Origin of the sequence: Nocardia sp. CA-135953, assembly GCF_050955735.1 — a bacterium.
Taxonomy (GTDB): Bacteria; Actinomycetota; Actinomycetes; order Mycobacteriales; family Mycobacteriaceae; genus Nocardia.
The window spans coordinates 5,578,361-5,597,329 of sequence record NZ_CP192082.1; the positions used below are offsets into that span (position 1 = coordinate 5,578,361).

An 18,969-nucleotide genomic window follows, 5' to 3' on the forward strand; every position below is an offset into this window, starting at 1 on the left:
CGGCACGGTCGTCAGCATCGGTGTCGGTGGCATCGGGCACGATGGAGCGCATGACCACCGCGGCCGGTACTTCAGCGATCGACCTCACCGCGCCCGATCTGCGGGAACGGGCCGAAGAGTTGCTGCGCGACCTCGCGGGACCGCGGGCGAGACTGCGCGAGGATCAGTGGACGGCGATCGAGGCGCTGATAGTGCGGCGGCGGCGGGCCCTCGTGGTCCAGCGCACCGGTTGGGGTAAGTCGGCGGTGTATTTCATCGCGGCCAAGCTGCTGCGGCGGGCGGGGCGCGGGCCGACGGTGATCGTGTCGCCGCTGCTGGCGCTGATGCGCAACCAGGTCGCGGCCGCCGCGCGGGCGGGTGTGGTCGCGGCGACCATCAACTCGGGCAATGTCACCGAATGGGATGAGATCCACGATCGGGTGGCTGCGGGCGAGGTGGATGTGCTGCTGGTCAGCCCGGAGCGGCTGAACAATCCGGACTTCCGCGACCAGGTATTGCCCAAGCTGGCCGCCGACGCCGGACTGGTCGTGATCGACGAGGCGCACTGCGTCTCGGACTGGGGTCACGACTTCCGGCCCGACTATCGCCGCATCCGCACCCTGATCGCCGATCTCGGCTCCGATGTGCCGGTGCTCGCCACCACCGCCACCGCCAACGATCGGGTGGTCACCGATGTCGCCACCCAGATCGGCACCGACACGCTGGTGCTGCGCGGAACCTTGGACCGCGAATCGCTGCACATGTCGGTGGTGCGTTTCGACGACGCCGTCGAGCGCACCGCATGGCTCAGCGGACACCTCGGCGAGTTGGCAGGCTCCGGCATCGTCTACACGCTCACCGTCGCCGCCGCGCACGACCTCGCCGACGTGCTGAATTCGCACGGACACAATGTCGCCGCCTACACCGGGCAGACCGATACCGCCGAACGCGAGGCGCTGGAGGCGGCACTACTGAACAACGAGGTGAAGGCGCTCATCGCCACCTCGGCGCTCGGTATGGGCTTCGACAAACCCGATCTGGGTTTCGTGGTGCACGTCGGTGCGCCGTCCTCCCCCATCGCCTACTACCAGCAGGTGGGTCGTGCCGGTCGTGGCACGGATCGCGCCGAGGTGGTGCTGCTGCCCGGTCCGGAGGATGCCAGGATCTGGAGTTACTTTGCCTCCGTTGCCTTTCCGCGCGAACACATCGTGCGCTCGGTACTCGACGCACTGGATTTCGACCGGGCCATGTCGACCGTCGCGCTCGAGCCCATGGTCGAGCTGAACCGCTCGCGCCTGGAAATGGTGCTCAAGGTGCTCGATGTGGACGGCGCGGTGCGGCGGGTGCGCGGCGGCTGGATCGCCACCGGAGCGCCGTGGGTCTATGACACCGAACGCTACGAACGTCTCGCCGCGGCCCGCGAGGTCGAACAGCAGGCGATGATCGACTATCAGCGCACCACCGGCTGCCGGATGCGATTCCTGCGCCGTCAACTCGATGATCCCGGCCTGCCCGCACTCGAAGGCGACGCGCCCGGCTGCGGCCGCTGCGACAACTGCACCGGCACCCGCCTCGATACCACCATCGACTCCTCGGCCATCGCCGCGACCCGCGCCCGGCTGGACCGTCCCGGCCTCGATCTCGCCCCGCGCAAGCAGTGGCCGACCGGGATGGCGAAACTCGGTATTCCGTTGTCCGGCAAGATCACCAACGGTGCGGAGACCGGACGTGCGCTGGGTCGGCTCACCGATCTCGGCTGGGGTCAGCGCCTGCGCGCGCTGCTGGACGCGCCCGACGATCCGGTTCCGGATGCGGTCTTCGATGCCTGTATCGCGGTGCTGCGCGAATGGAATTGGACCACGCGACCCGCCGCGGTCATGGCTCTCGAATCGCACCGCTATCCGGTGCTCACCGCCACCCTCGCCGCCCGCCTCGCCGAGGTCGGTCGTCTGCGTGACCTCGGCACCTTGCAATTGCGTCCGGACCGGCCGCCGGTGTCCGCCGCGAACTCGGCCCACCGGGTGGCCGGACTGTTCGATTCCTGGCTGATCCCGAACCTGAGTTCGGTGGACGGTCCGATCCTGCTCGTCGACGCACTCTCCGATACCGGATGGACGCTGACCGTGGCCGCTCATGCGCTGCGCAACGCGGGGGCACCGGCAGTACTGCCGTTCACACTCGCCACGCAGACCTAGACTCACGTCCGCGAGTCCGATGTTTGCCGCGCTGCAATGTCGACAGGACCGGATTACCGGCGTAGGTGATCATCGCGGATCTGCCCCACGCCTTCGGTCATTGCGGATCTTGGCGAAGCCGCAGCGGTCCGCCACCGCAACTAACAATGTGGCAAATATTTGGCTAACTAATGTTCCGGACCGGAATTATCGGTCACGATATGCCCATGTACTCGAACCTGCCCGCAAAACGGCTGCTAGAAGAGGTCAAGGCGCGGTACGGCTCCGCCGAGGGTTTCTTCGAATCCTTGGACAAACAGCGCATCGACCCGATGGCCGACACCACCGAGCTACCACCCATGCCGGAACTGCGCAGGCCCGATTGATCCCGCGTCGGTGACTGCCGGACACGCCCTACTGGCGCGCGTCCGGTAGTCGAAGCGTCGGCGGGTCCGGCTCGATCCGCACGGTGTCGCTCAGGCTGGTGTCCGGTGGTATAGGCCTGCGCGGCTCGCGGACGCCCGCGGCACCGCCACCGGCCTCACCTGGCCCCCGATCACCACCGGCGGGCACCGCGCCCCGGCCGAACAGTCGACGAATCGCTCGCATCAGCTTGGTCATCATCTCGCCAGTGTGCGCCCCTTCGACTCGGATGGCATCGGTGTTCACAACTGGCGAAGCCGCGGGTCAGCGGGGTCGCGGCGAGCAGTTCGACGATTTCGGCGGTGCTGCCGGTTTCGCCGAGGCGCGGGAAGATCTTGCTGATGCTGTGCTGGTGGGCCTCGGCGTCCGAGTCGGTCATGGCGTCGACGGCCAGAGTGATGTGATAGCCGTGTTCGTGCGCGACCTGTATATCCCGTGGGATGCGGGCGGCGGACCCACCGAGCCGTTATCGTCGGACAGGTGGCCAGTAAGTCCGCGGCGCCCGCAGTCGAACTCGATGTCGGCGACCGCACCGTCCGCATCACCAACCCGGACCGGATCTACTTCCCGGAGTCCGGCGCGACCAAGCTCGACCTGGTGCAGTACTACCTGAGCGTCGGCGACGGCATCGTCCGCGCGCTGCGGGACAGGCCGTGCATGCTGCACCGGTTCCCCAAGGGGCTCGCGGGCGACAAGGTGCATCAGAAGCGGCTGCCAGCCGGCGCGCCGGACTGGATTCCGACGGTGCGCGTCTTCTTTCCGCGCTACAGCCGACATGCGGACGAACTCTGCGTGGACAAGCTGGCCGATGTCATCTGGGCGGTGCAGATGTCCACGGTCGAGTTCCATCCGTGGAACTCGCGCCGCGATGACACCGAGCGCCCCGACGAATGGCGCATCGACTTGGACCCGATGCCGGATTGCCCGTGGTCGCGAGTGCAGCGAGTCGCGGGCGTCGCGCAGGAAGTGCTCGACGAGCTTGGCGCGGTCGGCTGGCCGAAAACCTCCGGCGGCAAGGGCATGCACATCTATGTGCGCATCGCGCCGGAGTGGGGTTTCACCGAAGTTCGGCGGGCGGCGCTGGCCTTCGCGCACGAGGTCGAGCGCCGCGCACCCGACGATGTGACCACCACCTGGTGGCGCAAGGACCGCGATCCGAAACTGCTGTTCGTCGATTACAACCAGAACGCCCGCGACCACACCATCGCCGCCGCCTATTCGGTGCGCGGCGTCCCGGAGGCGACGGTCTCGACCCCTATCCGCTGGGACGAGATACCCGACGTCGACCCGCGCGACTTCACCATGAAGACGGTCCCCACCCGCTTCGCCGAATTCGGCGATCTGCACGGGGGAATCGATGAGGCAGTGTTCCGCATCGACCAACTGCTGGAGTGGGCCGAACGCGACAATCTGGACGTCGACCTCGACGAAGACTGACCGCAGCCGAGTGGCCATGGACCGGACAAAAGGCACCGGTGCTACGGTTCGCTTCGGAGTCAGCCGCAGGCGGCGTGCCAGTGGTTTTGCCCGCGACAGGAGGTCGTCCATGAGCCCCACCGAGGTTCCGGTGCCGGTCGCGATCGGCCCGTCGACGCCGGCGCCGACGTTGCTGCGCAAGGCCGTGGTCGAGGGCGGCGCGACCGTCGCCGATCTGCCGCAGGCTCGAGCCTTGATCTGGGCGGGCGGGCCAGGCGAATTCCCGGACGAGTTGCCGCCATCCGTCGAATGGGTGCAGTTGCCCGCGGCCGGTGTCGAGGACTGGTTCACCGCGGGCATTCTCGCTCGGCATCCGGAGGTTCGGTTCACCTCCGCCGCAGGCGCTTTCGCCGCGAGCGTGGCCGAGCACGCACTGATGCTGCTGCTCGCCGGAGTGCGCTATCTGCCGGAGCACCTGCGGGCGGGCAGTTGGCGACAGTACGACTTCTTCCCCCATGTCGGCACACTGCACGGCAAGACGGTGACCATTGTCGGAGCCGGCGGGATCGGGCGCGCGCTGATTCCCATGCTCGTCCCGCTCGGCGCGCACATCATCGCCGTCAATCGCTCGGGGCGCCCGGTGACCGGACCCGGCATCCCGGACACCGTCGAGACCCTTCCGGCCGAACATCTCGCCCGCATCTGGCCGCGCACCGATCACGTGGTGATCGCCGCCCCCGCGACGCCCGAGACGAAACACCTGGTCGGAGCCGAGGAACTGGCCCGGCTGAAACCGTCTTCCTGGGTGATCAATGTGGCGCGCGGCAGTCTCATCGATACCGACGCACTGGTGGCCGCACTGGCCTCCGGCGCGATCGCCGGCGCCGGTCTCGATGTCACCGATCCCGAACCGCTGCCGGACGGCCACCCGCTTTGGGTGCTACCGAATGCCATTGTCACACCGCATGATTCGAATCCCCCGCAGCTGCGGCTCGCCGCTTTCGCGGACCATGTCGGGGCGAATGTGCAGCGCTTCACCACCGGGCGCGATCTGCTCGCTCCGATCGATATCAAACGGGGTTACTGACCCACCCAGGCCCCAGATCGGTGCCCGGCTTCGACTACGCGCACTGGTGATCCACCGCGGCGCGCTTCAGGACCCCTGTCGCGAAGACTGAACGGTCAGCGCGCCATTCCCTCGGACTTGATCGAGACCTGGCGCATGATGGCCGCGCCGTAAACAGCCTGTTTAATCGCCATGACGAGGGCTTTCAACGCCTGCGAGTCGTGGACGTTGGCGGCCGAAACCGGTCCGATCGCTCGATGTCACGCTGCGCCGCGAGTTGGGCGATTACCTCGCCACCGTCGCGGAGCGCGAACGCGGACGTACCGGTTCATTGCCCGACGCGCCTTGACCGCCAGCGAAATTCGCTGGGGTGCGCGTTGGTTTCGGGGGTTCACGCCGCCGATTGTCCGAGCTCGGGCCGACCGAGCGTTTCGGCTCGACAGGCTCGGTGCTCGGGGCACAGATAGACAAATCCGGACCGGATGAATGCCGGGTCCAGTCGCTGTGCGAACGTCAAGTTTTCGCGACGCCAGCAATCGCCGCATACCACCGTGTTCATGTGGCACCTCATTCCGCTCACGGGACGTGTGACCAAGGATTCCCAATTCCGGCGAAATCAACGCGGCGTGAGCCCATGGCAACACAACCGTTACTTCGGACCCGGGTTCCTGCTCGCCCAGGCCGCGATCTGGCTGCGGTTGGTGAATCCGAGCTCGGTGAGGATGTGTTGGACGTGGTTCTGCGCGGTGCGCTCGGATAACACCAGCACGGTCGCTATTTCGCGGTTGCTCTTGCCTGCGGCGACGACAGCGGCAACTTCGCGTTCCCGTGGGGAAAGCGTCGCGCGGTTCAGCGGTGCCGCGGCGAGGGCGCGCAGGCGCTGCACCCAGGGGCCATACCGTAGGACTCCGCCAGTGGCAGTGCGGATTTGGCCATGGTTACGCCGTCCTCGGGGGCGCCGCGGCGGATCAGGAGGTCGGCCAGTGCACAATCGGCTTCCACGGCGAGGCAGCGGGCGCCGATCTCACGACAGATCTTGCGCGGTGCCGAGATCCTGCTCGGCGATGGCCGAATCGCCGAGGGCTGCCGCGAATTTGCCGAGCCGCAGGGATGAGGTGATGTCCATTACCGCCGCAGACCACGTGGCCGTCGCGATCGTGGCCGTGGCACTGCGCGAACTAGCGGATACCGTCATCCAGGCCGAGCCGCAGCGCGTAGTCCAGATCGCCATGCCCCTGCGCCGAACTCCACGCCGGAGTCGGAGGGCTCGGTTGTGGTGCGCGTCGGAACAGGCATGGATCTCGGATCGGTGTGCTTGCCGATCGGATGACACCTGCTGCGTGGCGTCGGACTTACGTCAGGGTGATCGCCTGCACGATCAGCGCGATGTACAGCGTCAGGATGAACAGGACGGCTGGGAGCACCGGATAGTCCGGCTTGCTGCCGCGCACAAACTTCACAGCTCCCCAGATGGGAAGTAGTAAGAGCGCCAACGGAATCCAGGCGACCATCGCCCGCGGTGATGTATGCGTCCATGGTTGGACAAGGGTGATGTCGGTGGCGGCGGCGATGGCGGCACACAGCAGTCCGAACGCGGTGCTGCCGGTCGCGCCGAGCGCATTGGAGTAGAAGTGCTCGTCGGGGCGTGGACTGCGAGATGTCTTGCGGGCGAATTCGAATTGCAAGAACGCGCCCGCGAAGATCAGGGCCACGGCCGCGGTCGTCCAGGTGGCGCGAACCTCACCGGTGTCAGCGGCCGACAGGACGACGTAGGCGGTAACCAGGAGTTGAACCGGATAGGTGACGGCCAGATTCGCCAGAATATCGGTTCGAATGGTTGCCGATAGGCGCTCGAGACCCCACAGCGCCAGGCCGTAGACAAGGACGGCGGCGATCATGAGCGCGGAGACCACCGAGAGCGTCAGGCTGGCGGCGATCGTGCCGACGGCGATGACGGCCATGGCGGCACGCAGTTCGAAAGCGGAGATCGCGCCGGTGACCAACGGGCGGTCCGGGTTGTGCACGCGGTCGTAATCGAGATCCTTCTGCTCGTCGACCATGCGCAGATACAGCAGGACGGACGCGACGACGACGATACGCAGAACGGTGGCCCCCGTCGGATGCCAGTCCGAATCCGGTTGTGACACAAGGGCCGCGGTGCCCTCCAATGCCAGTACCCATAGCACGCCATACAGGACGTAGTGCGGCTTGTACATAACCGCGGTGAAGCGGCCGATGCGCACCGCGGAATCGAGGAAACCAGAGGGTGACGTGCCGGCGACCTCGCTCATGCCTCGCTCCACCGATCCCACATGGTCACCTCCGCGGCGGGCGTGCGCCGCAACCCCGGCCCCCGAGTGCCGGGCAGCAGATGCGCGACCGGCAGCATGGCGACCTGGGTGACCTGCTCGAACGGAATCCCGAGCAGGTCGGCGATGTCTCGCTCATACGCCAGATGTGCGGTGGTCATGGTCGAGCCGAGCCCACGTTCGTGCAGCGCGAGCATGAAGTTCCAAACCGCCGGGTAGATCGAGCCGTAGAGACTGGCCAGCAGCAGCGGCGATGCGTTCGCGGGCAGGCGACCGAGGGAGCACACGATGACCAGCGCGGGCACCTCGTGCAGATGCGCCGCGAGATGCTGCCCGGAGGCCAGATCACCGAGTTGGTCCGGACGGGGTGTGCGCGCGGAAAGGTAAGCGGCGAAACCCTTTCGGTAGTACTCGGCGATCTGCTGTTTGGTCGCCGGATCCTCGATCACCAGGAATCGCCACGGCTGACGATTGGTGCCGCTCGGCGCGTGCACCGCGATATCCAGACAGTCCAGCAGGTCTTGGTGCGCGACCGGACGCGTCAGGTCGAGCCGGCGGCGGAAGGCGCGGGTGGTGGTCAGCAGGTCGGTGCCCGAGAACTCCTCGCCCATCAGACTCCTTCTGGGTCGGCCTCGGAAACCAGTGCGTCCTCGGCGAATTCGAGATCGATCTGGGCGGCCACGGCATCGGCTTGGCGGATCTCACAGTGGATGACGGTATTGCCCGCCCCTTGGTCGGTGATATCCGCGGTGCATTCAGCGGGCAGGTCGAGCTCGACGAATCGGTCGAAAGTACTTGCCACACATTCGAGTTGGGGCAGATCGCGCACGACCATCGACAATGCGGTCTGCCGGCAGGCCTCGATGAGCAGACTGCCGGGCACATGGTCGAGTTGGTGGTCGAACAGGAACGGATGGCCGAGATCGGGTACCAGCCGCGCCCGTGCGACCGCGCCGTCGCGCACCGGGGAGCCGATCACCACATTGCGCCAGTTCTCCCGACCCACCGCGGCGGGTGCGGCGCGTTCGGTCAGTGCCGAGGCGCCGCGAAACTCGCCGAGCCCCAGGCTGTCCCGGAATCCGCTGCGCAGCCCCGACCATTGTCGCCCGGTCACCCAGGAGAAGGATCCGTCGACCGTCAGCATCGGCTCGCCGTCGGATTCGATCTCGAGCACCATATCGAGCCCCTGCAGCACGCCACCGCGCTGATGGCACTGCCGAACACGCACGTGCATCACCAGATCGGCGGGCGCGGTGCGCACCTCCCACGCGGTCGTATCGGATCCGGTGCCGTTGAAAGTGCGTACCACGAATGCCATTTCGTTCGGCACTCCGTAGAACTTGTGCGTCAATGCGATGGCGGCCTGCCGGGCAGCCTCCATGACCACCAGCGGATCATGGCGCACCGCGAGCGATCCGGCGTGGTCGCCGTAATACGCATGCATTCTGGGTAGTTGGGCTCCGGCGACGAAGGTGTGCTCGCCGACGGCGTCCAACGAGGTGACGAAAACCTCCGAGACCGCGCATCGGTGTGCGAGTTCCCGGGAGATCGTGCGGGTATGGCTCGCCGTCTGTACGGCGGCCGCGTCTGTGGTCACGTTCGACCCTCCAACCATTCTTCGGCGGACACCGGTCGCAACGTCTGCGACGCGGTGCCGGTCCGCATGGGAAGTACATAGGATCCGAGTACGATCGCCGACCACGGATCCAGATCCCGGCCATCGGCCCAGGCTCGATACAGCAACTGCGCGCAGTCCGCATCCGAGGCCGGATCGAAGCCGGACGGGGCCGCCCTACCGGCCCGTGCAAAATCGTCTAGCACCCGGTCGAGCGCGTCCGCCCGATCGAAGCTGCGCGCGGGGGTGCGCGCATACAGTTCCTCGGCGATCGCGGCCGCGTCCGCCGCGCCGTCCGCGCCGCCGCAGGCTTGTGCGATCACCGCTTCCCGGCTCCATTCGTCCAGGTAGATGGCGAGTTCCCGCAGTACGTCGGCGGGATCGTCGGGCGAATGCACCAGGTTCAGCAGGTAGTTGTGACGGCCGAGCAGATACCGCAGCTCACCGGGGCGGCGCTTGCGCGGATCAGTGGCGCCCTTCGCCTCGGTCAGCCGCACCGGTACGGGCAGCTCGCCGTCGGGCGCGTGCACGACGAGTACGAGCACATCCGAGATGGCGACCAGCAGATCGGCCAGGCGGCGGCGTTCGGGAGAGGCGATATTCCACGCGAAGTACCACAGTGCGCGGGCCAGATGCCGGTCGACCGGCACGCGGAACGCGCTGACCACCCGAAAACCGTTGTCGGCCAGCCAATTCAGGGTCGGCTCGACGGAACGCGCGACAATCGCGTCCGGCTTGAGCAGCAGCAGGGAATGCTCTCTGGCGAATTCGGCCGCGTCGACGCCGAGTCGATCGAGCTGATCCACCGTTTCCTGCACGTAGGTGTCGGCAACGTAGGCGTCGACCTTCTGCGGAGACGGCGTCAGCGCGCTCAGCAATTCCCGCAACACCTCACTCATGGGGCCGCTCCGTCGAAATCGTTGCTGGCCAGGATGTCCGCTATCGAGGGCAGCGGCATGCCGAGGTATCCCGATTCCAGGCAGTAGTCCAGCAGTACCCGCAGATAGTCCTTGCCGCTGGCCGGGGACGGTTTGCCGAGCAGCACGTCGGCGCGGGCGGTGTCGAATACCAGCCGCCGCCGGAAATAGCTGGTATAGAGCGAACCGATGCGGCGGTAGTACTCGCGCTCGATCGGCTCGAGATCGTCCTCGGCGAAGGTCGCCTCCGGCACGAAGGTGGCGACCTCGAAGGACGGATATTCGGCGAGCACATCGGAGACCTCGCGCAGCGAGAGGGTGTCGCGGCCGAGAGCGTGCAGCGTGCGATTCTGTGCGGAGTCGAAATCCAGAACGGCCGCGGCGATTACATCGGCGACATGGTCGACCGGCGACAGCGACAGCGTCGCGTCGTAGCGGCCGGGCAGTGAGCGCAGCTTGCCCTCGACCATGAGTTTCACGACGGTGTAGAGGTTCTTGTACTCCCGGATCGTCCCGGTATCGCTCGCTCCGGTCACGATGCCGGGGCGCACGATGGCCCACAGCAGGCCCTGCTCACCCGCCGCCCGTACCAGCTTTTCGGCGCGAAACTTGCTGTCCTCGTAGCCATTTCCGAAGGCCTGACCGGCGTCGAGTTCGTCCTCGGTGATGGTGCCGCCCCGCATACCGCATACGTAAGCGGTGCTGACGTGTACGAGCGGCACCTCCCACTCGCGTGCGAGCGCGATGGCATTCGCGGTGCCGACCACATTGAGTTCCTCGTAGTCAGCCGCGGATGCGTCGAATGCCGTTGTGGCCGCGCAGTGCACGATGAGGCCGACCCGCTCGGCCAGATCCTCGGTATCACGCTCGGACAGGCCCAATCCGGGCAACCGCACGTCACCCGCGACGGCGGTACCGGCCTCGATCAGGGTGCCGTCATTGCGCACGATGGTCGAATTACTGTGCAGCACAGCGGCAACCGGCCGGCTCGCGGCCGCGAGCCTGGCCACGACCTCGGCGCCGACCAGTCCGGCCGCACCGGTCACCAGCACTGTATCGCCGGAGTTCACAGTGGCACCTCGGCAGCGGCCGAACTGCCCGAGACCAGGGCGATCACGGCATCGACCCGGCGCACACCCACCAGTTGCTCGGGTCGGTAGCGCGGCAGTTCGAACGCACGCTCGAGGACGACGGTGAGTTCCATCAGACGCAGTGAATCGAAGCCGAGATCCTCCACGAGGCGGTGCTCGTCGGACAATTCGGCGGGCGGTTCCGGGGCCATGGCGAGGACGATCCGGCGCACCTTGTCGGCAGTCGTGGTACCAGCCACCGCGGGCCCACCCGTCACCCGGCCGCCACCCCTCATCGAATCGCTGCGCGATGCTGCCCTCACGGCTCTCCCTCCCGCAGATGCGGTTGTTGGCCACCGGAGGCCAGCAGATCGCGGGCCTCGTCCAGCGGCAGGTCGGTATTCAGATACCCGGCGATGCGCAGCCAGTCGTAACCGATCGCCAGCGTGCGCCGCCACTGCTCACGTGAATCGAAAGAGGCCGGGAATCCCGTTGTCGTCGCCGCCCCCGCCGCGACCCATCGGACCAGTGTGACGAAGTCGTCCAGCACCGCGAGACCCGCGAGAGTATCTCCGCCCGTTCCGATTATCTCCGAGAAGCGGACCCGCCGTGCCGATTCCAATTGCGTCAGCAGATCGTCACGACGCAGGGCATGGTTCGGCAACATCCGGCGCAGGGTCTGCGCGGGCGCGACGTCGGCGGGCAGCGAGTGAATCCCGAATGCGGACAACAAGACACGGACTGCCATGGCGATGAGCCGGTGTGCGGCGATATCGGCGACGGCGCCCTGGGAGTTCTTGACCGCACCCGCCAGGTCCTCCCTGGCGTTCTCCAGGACGACATTGGACCACACCAGATTCAGCGCGCATTCGGTGAATCTGGTCGCGGGCAGTGGCGACAGCGTCGCGATCACATCGTCGCGGGTGGCGCCGGTCAGGCCGAGGGCGGGCGCGGCCGCGTAGGGCACCGGGGTGTACGGCTTCACCGGCTCGCACATGGCCAGCGCGGGTTCGATGAGTTCACCGCCGCGCCACTGCAATCCGGTCAGACCGAGTCCGATGAACTCGAGCAGATCCTCGGCGATGTCATGTTCGGCGCGGCCGAGGACATCGCGCAATGAATGCCGGAACACCACCGAACGCCAGGCACGGGCCGCACTGTCCGACAGTGCGAAGACGTCATGATCGTCCCGGATCACGTGGATGTGCCCGCCGATCGTCCAGGTGGTGACTCCTGGACGGCGTGCGAACAGGATCTGGTGCGGGTCATCGGTGATCTGGGGCACCCCGAGCTCCGCCGCCAGCGCCCAAACCTGTTCCCACGCGAGGTGTTCGGTCGGCTCGGTGAGGTCGTTGTAGTGGTCGATGAGCGCATCGGCTCCGATGCGGTCGAGTTGGTGCGGCAGCCACTTGGTTTCCAGGTAGCTTTCGCCCTTGCGGGCAGCCCAGCCCTTCATCGCCTGGACCAGTCCGTCGCGCGCCCAGTCGGCGGCCTCGGCCTCGGCGTGCAGGGCCCGCAGTGCGACCGCGTATCGCAGCGCCTGCGTCGCGCGTCTGGTCCACCAGTCGGCCACCAGCGCCGTGAACCTCGCATGCGGCAGCAGTGCACGCAATTCCGCGACGTTCGGTTCGCCGGGCCGAACCACGGTCGCGCGCAGAAATCGCTGACACCGGTTGAGCAGATCCTCGTCGATCTTGTCCGAACCACTCGCCGCCAGCTCCAGCTGATTGCGCAGCTGCGCCTCGGACCGCGTCCGCACCTCCACGCGCCGACCATCGATGAACAACACCGTCGGCAGTGTCGGCATCTCCTCGTCACCGGGGGCGACGACCAGGAAGTCGATATCGGATCCGGCATTGCCGAATCCCTCCGCCAGCGAACCCTCGAACAGGACGGTCGAATCGGGCGGTACCGCAACACTTTCCAGTGCCCCATCGAGCAACTGTCGCACTCGTTCGGCAGGCAGCGCGGGCACGGCATCGCCGGTAGCCGGGCTGTCCATACGCGGTTCCGATTCGGTGGTGGCGTCTGCCGCGTGCACCACCGCACCCGCCAACGCGCCGTCCGCGAACAGCTGCCACATATGCCTGCGCCGCGGTTTACCACTCGAGGTACGGCGGATGATGCCGCGCGGGCCGGTCACGATGTGCACCGTCTGCGCGGGGCCGAGTTCACCGCGAATGATTCTGCGCGCCTCGGCAATCCAGTCTCCCGGTGCCGATTCGGCGAACAGCGCGATGCCCTGGGCACCGGCCTCGGCGATCGCGACGGCGGCGAGTTTGCCCTTGGTGATTCCGGTTTCCTGGGCCACCTGGGATTCGATGTCCTCCATGAACACCGACCGGCCGCGGATTTTCAGGCTCGACCCCATCCGGCCGAGGACGAAAACCTCACCGTTGTACAGGAATCCGGCATCGCCGGTGAACAGCACCCGCTCGACGATCCGCGTCGACGAACCGGCGGTCGGTTCGCCGGAGTAACCCAGCGCGACCGAATCCCCGACGACGATCATCTCGCCGAGGGTGCCGTCGGGCAGTTCCCGCCCGTCTTCGTCGACCACCCGCACGGTCGATTCTGGCGTCGAGTAGCCGAGTCCGGTGATCCAACCGGAGCCCTCGACACGGCGCGTGTCATCTAGCAATCCTTCGGCCCGGATCGTAATGGGTTGGCCGAAGCGAAGATTCGGATTGTCGAGCCGCAGTGCGGTGACGGGCCGGTTGCGCGCGGAAGAGGTGACCATCAGCGTGGCCTCGGCCAGACCATAGGCGAGGGTGTACGCGTTGGTCGAAAAGCCTTGTCTGCCGGCCAGTCCCGCGAAGGACTGAAGATCGGCCACCTCCACCGGCTCGGAACCGACGGCCAGTGTGCGCCAGCCGGATAGATCCAGATCCGCGATCTCCTCCGGCGCGACGCGATGTGCCACATAACCGAGCGCGAACGACGGCGACGGCGTGTGCTGTGCGTGCGACATGGCGCGTAGCCAGCGCGCTGGATCGCGGACGAACTGGTCCGGACGCATCAGATACAGCTCGCCCTGATTGGTCACGGTGGTGAGGAATGCCCCGACCAGGCCCATATCGTGATACAGCGGCAGCCAGGAGACCATGGTTTCGCCGTGCCGCCAGTCGATCAGCGTCGAGATCATCGCGATGTTGTTGGCCAGGTTGTGCCAGCTGACGCGTACCCCGCGCGGCGTTCCGGTGGACCCGGAGGTGAATTGCAGCAGCGCGCATTCATCGGGCTCGCCGAATTCGCGCTCCATCGGCGCGGGACCCACATTCGCGGCATCAATCACCAGCGGTTCGTCCGTGCGGCCCGCCGCCTCCGCCGCTTTGCGCACCAACTGCTCGAACTCGGTCGAGGTCACCACCAACCGCGGCCGGGCCTGCTCCAGAATCGCCGCGATATGGGCGATGATCTGGTCGAGGTCGCCGAACATCGGCGGCGCGACCGGAGTGAAGACGCCACCGCAGGCCCATACCGCGTAAAAGGCGGCGGCACAGGGGAATCCGGTCGGCATGATCACGCATGCGCCATCGCCGCTGCCCATACCGTGTTCGCGCATGCGCGCCGCGATCGACCAGCTCAGCTCCGCGAGATCGTGATAGCTGCGGTACTCCCAGCCGTCGGCCTCGTCGGCCAGGTGGATCCCGGCGTCGCGTGCCGGATCGGCCAGCCAATTGCGAACTGCGGCAACGTCTTTATCCGGCTTCATCCCGCAGCTCTCCTCCCGACAGCACGGTAACGGTACCGTTCGTGCCGTCGACCCGTATTCCCATACCCGAACGTATCTTCTTGGTCAGGTCCTTGACCTGGACCACCGTCGGAACTCCCAACTCCCGTGCCACGATCGCGACGTGGGTGAGGGGACTGCCGCGCTCGATCACCAGCGCCGACGCCGAGGGCAGCGCGGCCACCCAACCCGGATCGGTGCGATATGCCACCAGGATGCCGCCTGCCACGTCGCGTGGCTCGTCGACGACCACCGCAGCGCCCTCGACGATTCCGGATGCCGACGGCGTACCGGGCAGGACGGTGCCGACAGTCGCGGCCGGGGTGTCGGTGACCGGCACCCAGCCCTGGCGCGCGAGCTCGGCGCGCCCGAAGGTCGGCCCCGAGGTTACGAAGCGAGCGGGGGCGACAAGCTCGGCGTCCCTGGCGCGCTGGGCTTTCCGTGCGGCGACCAGATCGCGCAGGCCGCCGCTGGCGACTGCTTGCGGGTCGCTCGAAACGGCACCGCTGGCGACTGCTCGCAGGTCGCTCGAAACGGCACCGCTGTCGTAGCAGTTGCGCAACTCCTGGACGGTCAGCGCGAAGACATCGTCGAATTCGTCGATGACACCGCGCGCGACCAGATCTCGGCCCATTGCCCGGATCATCCGCTTGACCATGCCGAAGGCCCTGGTGCGGCAGAACCGCAGCCGCTCCCGATGCGCGGCGCACCGATTCACCTTGCCGCGCAGGCGCTCATAGATCCGCCGCCGGAAGCCGCGCAGATTGGCGTCGAGGTACTCGTCGGCCTCCGCACCGCGGCTGTGCTGCGCCTCCGCACCGCGGCTGTGCTGCGCCTCCGCACCGCGGCTGTGCTGCGCCTCCGCACCGCGGCTGTGCTGCGCCGCCTCCCCGACGCGGCCGATCGCGCTGCGCAGCATGACGAAAAGGCTCGCGGGCTCCTCACGCAGATCCGGGGTTTCCAGCTTCAGTTCGTCGAGGCTGCGGTAACCGTAGCGATCGATGTAATTCTCGATCCGGTCGCGGAATTCGGTGCGGTCACGCATGGCATCGTAAATCTGTTCCGGTGCTGTCGAATTGATCAACGACACCAGTTCGGGATCTTTGCGAATGAACTGCGCGAGCTCGGTCATGGCGCGGGCCGGTTCGGCGGATTCGACATCCGCGCCGGGGCCGACGACGGCGTACAGGAACCACTCCGGCGCCTTCGGCAGCAGCAGTTTGGTCAGCAGATACATCAAACCGGTGCAGGTCAACAGGATTGCGTCCAGGACCATCAGCGGACCCCAGCGCTCGACCAGGTCCCGGTCGACCTCGCGATAAGCCGCGTAGGCCTGTTCGCCGGTCAGCGTCGAGTAGTCGAGCGCGTCGTATTCGTCGTAGACGCGGTAGAAGTCGCTCATGAATGTATCGACCATCTCGTCGATACCGAACAGCCGCCGCAGATAGGTCACCGTCGTGATCGCCCGTGACCGCAGCCGGGCCAGCGGTGTGCGGAAGGTGAACGGGTGCAAGGTCTTCGCGATCTCGTCGGGCAGCGGTTCGTCGACGCCGAGCGCGGCCTCGAGCACCTTACGGTTCAGCGGATATCCGGGCGCGATGCCCACCATCCGGTACCAGTGCAGCAGGTTGTAGTAGACCCGGCCGTGAAAGTAGCCGAGTAGCACCGGAGTCCAGCGATCGGTCTGGCGCAGTTGCGCGTCGGGCACCCGCAGCGATTTCGCGTAACCGTGGTACACGCGGCCGTAGATGTCGGCGGCGGTCGTGTAGGTCAGCGGGGAGGTGATGCCGCTGAAACTCTCGATGATGTTGGAGTTGTCCCAGATTCGCTCGTCGCCGTCGGCGAGCACCTCACCGGCGCCGCGCAGTACCGCACCGCGCACCGGGCCGTCGGTGACCGCCGTAGTGATCGGCCGCGACTGCAGGAACCAGAGGCCATCTGCATCGATGGCCCACTCGATGTCCTGTGGCGCACCGAAATCGGCCTCCAGCTTGCGTCCCCACTCCACCAATTCGGCCAGTTCGGCATCGACGAGCACCGCGCTCTCGCGGCGCTCCGGCTCGACCTCTAGCGTCGTGCAGCCCTGCTCGCCCGCGGGTACACAGCTTCGATCCTTGTCCCCCACAGTCGTTTCCAGCACCGTGCCGGAGGATTTGTCGACCACGACCGAATCGGCGTCCACCGCGCCCGACACCAACCCCTCACCGAGCCCGTACACCGCACTGACGACCAATTCGTCTGCGGCGCCGCTGATCGGGTTCGCGGTGAACATCACTCCGCTGGATCGCGCATCGATAAGGCGTTGCAGGACAACGGCCATGGCGTCGGCGCGCGGCTGCCCGTGCGCGAAGGCATAGCGGATGGACCGTTCGGAGAATGCCGAGGCCCAGCAGTCGCGCACGCGCGCCGCGACCGCGTCGACACCGTTGACATTGAGGAACGAATCGAACTGGCCCGCATAGGACTGGCCGGGGCCGTCCTCGACGACCGCCGACGATCGAACCGCGACCGCGACCGCCCCCAGGCGGCCGTAAGCGTCGGCGATCAGTTCGAGTACCGGCTGCGGCAGTGGCGCATCGACGATCGCGGCGCGTAGTTCCGCACCGGCGGCCAGCGCCGAATTCAGATCGTCCGATGATGTGACATTCAACACAATAGGCGCCAAATCGGCGCCTGCATCGGTCGCGATCAGGAATCGGTTGAAGACGTCGGTGCCGAGCACCACCCAGTCCGGGACTCGGAAGCCACCATTGTGCAAGGTGTACAACCCACGCGCTTTACCCCCGCCTAGCGCGGCGAATGTCGCCGAGTCGGTCCACGGTCCGAGTACCTGCAAGACTTTTCTCCCATCACCCCCGTTCACCGCACCGGAGCAGGCGCTCCGGCACCACAAGGCAGTGCAAATCGAAGGGGCTGTCTGGATATATCCGAGATTTGCTTTCGGCGTTAGCCCGTAAACCTTGGGTACTGCTTGGTAAAGACTTGGTTCGAACGCCCAGAGGCACCAGTAAGCTGACCATTTCGAGCGACCTGCCAGCAGTCGCTAGCGGTGCGATGACGTTTGTGGGTTGTAAGGAGTGATTCGGCGTGGGTTGGACCTTCACCCCGGACGAGTTCGCCCATGTCTGGCGCGAGACCGAAATGGACCGTCACCCGTATCCGCTGCGCATTCTCGAGACGCCGCGAACCGAGGCCGAGGCCGACAAATTGCGCGCACAGTTGGAGGAGCGACTACCGCCGCGCAGCGATCCGGACCTATCGGCGTGCCTTCGGATCATGGCCGCACCGCAGACCAGGATCGTGGCGATCGGCGGCGGACATGGTCCCGGCACCGAGATCCGGTTGCTGGCCTCTGCGATCTACGACCGCGCTGTCCTCGCCATCCAAGAACCCGGTACCGGACCGGACTTCGGTGGGCGCGTACGACTTTCGATCGGACTCAGCGCCAAACTCGGCGCGCGGATCGCCGCGTTGCTGCCCGCGGTCCCGGCCGGACACGAACCGGCGCGGGCGGCATCCGCCGATGCGATCCGCGACGACGAGACAGTGGTCGTAGCGCAGCGAGCGGTGTCCTCGATCCGGCGGCTGCTGCTCAAGCCGCATACCGCCGAGGGACATATCCGGATCGAAGGGCGGCTGGACCACCCGTCGCCACAGCCGCCGGTCCACTACACCTGGATCGATGTCAAGGGCGACGGGCGCTATCTGATCAAGGCGGGCGATACCGTGCACATCGTGCCCGCCTCGGCCGAACAACTCGCCACGCAACTGCAGAAACGTATTCCCGCGCAGGCCCGATAAGTCGTCACCGGCCGGAACTATTTCATCCGGAGGCATGGCCAACGGCTAGTCTGAGGCGGACCGACCGATCCCCGGGGGTGGTTCATGACGATCGAGAGCAGCCGAGCCGATATTGCCCGCTTCAAACAGGAGGCGCAGGCGGGCACCGTCAAGTTCGATCCGGAAGCGGCGCGACGTTGCGCCGAAATGTACGACAACCAAGCCGACCGACTCATCTATCTACGCCAACGTCTCGAATCGGCGGGCGAGCTGGACGGCTTCGGCGGATTCATCTCCGCACAGCAATTAGAGGCCGGATTCGCGCACAAGGCCCGCGACGCCGCAACCCTGCTGGACCACTACATCGAAGCCGCCTACCGCATGAAAGAGGCTTTCCTGATCAGCGGCGGGCTATTCGAGGAGGCCGATGCCGCGAACGCCGCGGCGCTGCGTGCGATCGAAACGCGGGTGCCGCGATGAGTGGTGA

The 18,969-nt window shown here is 66.6% G+C and carries 17 protein-coding genes; 6 read left to right on the forward strand and 11 right to left on the reverse strand.

Annotation, left to right across the window (positions count from 1 at the left end; genetic code table 11):
* Positions 1 to 41 precede the first annotated feature (41 nt).
* Positions 42 to 2,174: a RecQ family ATP-dependent DNA helicase gene (locus ACQPXH_RS25735; RefSeq protein ID WP_433603578.1), complete on the forward strand. Its 2,133-nt coding sequence runs from the start codon at positions 42 to 44 to the stop codon at positions 2,172 to 2,174.
* A gap of 206 nt (positions 2,175 to 2,380) precedes the next feature.
* Entirely contained in the window at positions 2,381 to 2,539 is a 159-nt protein-coding gene (locus ACQPXH_RS25740) for a hypothetical protein (RefSeq protein WP_433599067.1), read from the forward strand.
* A 28-nt stretch (positions 2,540 to 2,567) separates the two neighbouring features.
* Here the strand turns inward: ACQPXH_RS25740 and ACQPXH_RS25745 are convergent, their stop codons facing one another.
* On the reverse strand, positions 2,568 to 2,777 hold the full coding sequence (locus ACQPXH_RS25745; protein ID WP_433599068.1) for a hypothetical protein: 210 nt from the start codon (positions 2,775 to 2,777) through the stop codon (positions 2,568 to 2,570).
* A gap of 279 nt (positions 2,778 to 3,056) precedes the next feature.
* On the opposite strand from ACQPXH_RS25745, the gene ligD reads away from it, so the two are divergent.
* Both ligD and ACQPXH_RS25755 read left to right on the forward strand, forming a co-directional pair.
* Complete coding sequence (gene ligD / locus ACQPXH_RS25750; protein ID WP_433599069.1) at positions 3,057 to 4,013, forward strand: non-homologous end-joining DNA ligase; 957 nt, start codon at positions 3,057 to 3,059, stop codon at positions 4,011 to 4,013.
* 109 nt (positions 4,014 to 4,122) lie between these two features.
* On the forward strand, positions 4,123 to 5,079 hold the full coding sequence (locus tag ACQPXH_RS25755) for a D-isomer specific 2-hydroxyacid dehydrogenase family protein (protein WP_433599070.1): 957 nt from the start codon (positions 4,123 to 4,125) through the stop codon (positions 5,077 to 5,079).
* A 628-nt stretch (positions 5,080 to 5,707) separates the two neighbouring features.
* Here the strand turns inward: ACQPXH_RS25755 and ACQPXH_RS25760 are convergent.
* From ACQPXH_RS25760 to ACQPXH_RS25805, 10 genes are all read right to left on the reverse strand, one after another.
* Positions 5,708 to 5,944, reverse strand: a complete 237-nt coding sequence (locus ACQPXH_RS25760) for a response regulator transcription factor (protein ID WP_433599071.1) — start codon at positions 5,942 to 5,944, stop codon at positions 5,708 to 5,710.
* Positions 5,945 to 6,082: 138 nt separating this feature from the next.
* Positions 6,083 to 6,289, reverse strand: a complete 207-nt coding sequence (locus ACQPXH_RS25765; RefSeq protein ID WP_433599072.1) for a hypothetical protein — start codon at positions 6,287 to 6,289, stop codon at positions 6,083 to 6,085.
* Between the two features lie 121 nt (positions 6,290 to 6,410).
* On the reverse strand, positions 6,411 to 7,349 hold the full coding sequence (locus tag ACQPXH_RS25770) for a hypothetical protein (protein WP_433599073.1): 939 nt from the start codon (positions 7,347 to 7,349) through the stop codon (positions 6,411 to 6,413).
* Positions 7,346 to 7,978 (reverse strand): nitroreductase family protein, encoded by a 633-nt coding sequence (locus tag ACQPXH_RS25775; RefSeq protein ID WP_433599074.1) that lies wholly within the window; start codon positions 7,976 to 7,978, stop codon positions 7,346 to 7,348. Before ACQPXH_RS25775 ends, ACQPXH_RS25770 begins: the two co-directional genes overlap by 4 nt.
* Positions 7,978 to 8,964, reverse strand: coding sequence for a ScbA/BarX family gamma-butyrolactone biosynthesis protein (locus ACQPXH_RS25780; protein WP_433599075.1), 987 nt, complete (start codon positions 8,962 to 8,964; stop codon positions 7,978 to 7,980). The genes ACQPXH_RS25775 and ACQPXH_RS25780 overlap by 1 nt, the downstream gene beginning before the upstream one ends.
* A complete protein-coding gene (locus ACQPXH_RS25785; protein ID WP_433599076.1) occupies positions 8,961 to 9,881 on the reverse strand; it encodes a nucleoside-diphosphate kinase in 921 nt (306 codons plus the stop codon). The genes ACQPXH_RS25780 and ACQPXH_RS25785 overlap by 4 nt, the downstream gene beginning before the upstream one ends.
* On the reverse strand, positions 9,878 to 10,969 hold the full coding sequence (locus ACQPXH_RS25790) for an SDR family oxidoreductase (RefSeq protein ID WP_433599077.1): 1,092 nt from the start codon (positions 10,967 to 10,969) through the stop codon (positions 9,878 to 9,880). Before ACQPXH_RS25790 ends, ACQPXH_RS25785 begins: the two co-directional genes overlap by 4 nt.
* Positions 10,966 to 11,292 carry an acyl carrier protein gene (locus ACQPXH_RS25795; RefSeq protein WP_433599078.1) on the reverse strand — a complete coding sequence of 109 codons (327 nt, stop codon included), beginning with the start codon at positions 11,290 to 11,292 and terminating at the stop codon, positions 10,966 to 10,968. The genes ACQPXH_RS25790 and ACQPXH_RS25795 overlap by 4 nt, the downstream gene beginning before the upstream one ends.
* Positions 11,289 to 14,684 (reverse strand): AMP-binding protein, encoded by a 3,396-nt coding sequence (locus ACQPXH_RS25800; protein ID WP_433599079.1) that lies wholly within the window; start codon positions 14,682 to 14,684, stop codon positions 11,289 to 11,291. The genes ACQPXH_RS25795 and ACQPXH_RS25800 overlap by 4 nt, the downstream gene beginning before the upstream one ends.
* Positions 14,671 to 17,538 carry a phosphoenolpyruvate synthase gene (locus ACQPXH_RS25805; protein ID WP_433599080.1) on the reverse strand — a complete coding sequence of 956 codons (2,868 nt, stop codon included), beginning with the start codon at positions 17,536 to 17,538 and terminating at the stop codon, positions 14,671 to 14,673. Before ACQPXH_RS25805 ends, ACQPXH_RS25800 begins: the two co-directional genes overlap by 14 nt.
* Positions 17,539 to 17,789: 251 nt before the next feature.
* Here ACQPXH_RS25805 and ACQPXH_RS25810 point away from each other — a divergent pair, with 251 nt between their 5' ends.
* Both ACQPXH_RS25810 and ACQPXH_RS25815 read left to right on the forward strand, forming a co-directional pair.
* Positions 17,790 to 18,503 (forward strand): ESX secretion-associated protein EspG, encoded by a 714-nt coding sequence (locus ACQPXH_RS25810; RefSeq protein WP_433599081.1) that lies wholly within the window; start codon positions 17,790 to 17,792, stop codon positions 18,501 to 18,503.
* Positions 18,504 to 18,587: 84 nt separating this feature from the next.
* Complete coding sequence (locus tag ACQPXH_RS25815) at positions 18,588 to 18,962, forward strand: hypothetical protein (protein WP_387291065.1); 375 nt, start codon at positions 18,588 to 18,590, stop codon at positions 18,960 to 18,962.
* Positions 18,963 to 18,969: the final 7 nt, after the last annotated feature.

Coding starts and splice junctions, on each gene's coding strand:
- ACQPXH_RS25735 (WP_433603578.1), top strand. CDS start 42: ATGGAGCGCATGACCACCGCGGCCGGTACTTCAGCGATCGACCTCACC.
- ACQPXH_RS25740 (WP_433599067.1), top strand. CDS start 2,381: ATGTACTCGAACCTGCCCGCAAAACGGCTGCTAGAAGAGGTCAAGGCG.
- ACQPXH_RS25745 (WP_433599068.1), bottom strand. CDS start 2,777: ATGATGACCAAGCTGATGCGAGCGATTCGTCGACTGTTCGGCCGGGGC.
- ACQPXH_RS25755 (WP_433599070.1), top strand. CDS start 4,123: ATGAGCCCCACCGAGGTTCCGGTGCCGGTCGCGATCGGCCCGTCGACG.
- ACQPXH_RS25765 (WP_433599072.1), bottom strand. CDS start 6,289: ATGGCGATCTGGACTACGCGCTGCGGCTCGGCCTGGATGACGGTATCC.
- ACQPXH_RS25770 (WP_433599073.1), bottom strand. CDS start 7,349: ATGAGCGAGGTCGCCGGCACGTCACCCTCTGGTTTCCTCGATTCCGCG.
- ACQPXH_RS25775 (WP_433599074.1), bottom strand. CDS start 7,978: ATGGGCGAGGAGTTCTCGGGCACCGACCTGCTGACCACCACCCGCGCC.
- ACQPXH_RS25785 (WP_433599076.1), bottom strand. CDS start 9,881: ATGAGTGAGGTGTTGCGGGAATTGCTGAGCGCGCTGACGCCGTCTCCG.
- ACQPXH_RS25800 (WP_433599079.1), bottom strand. CDS start 14,684: ATGAAGCCGGATAAAGACGTTGCCGCAGTTCGCAATTGGCTGGCCGAT.
- ACQPXH_RS25815 (WP_387291065.1), top strand. CDS start 18,588: ATGACGATCGAGAGCAGCCGAGCCGATATTGCCCGCTTCAAACAGGAG.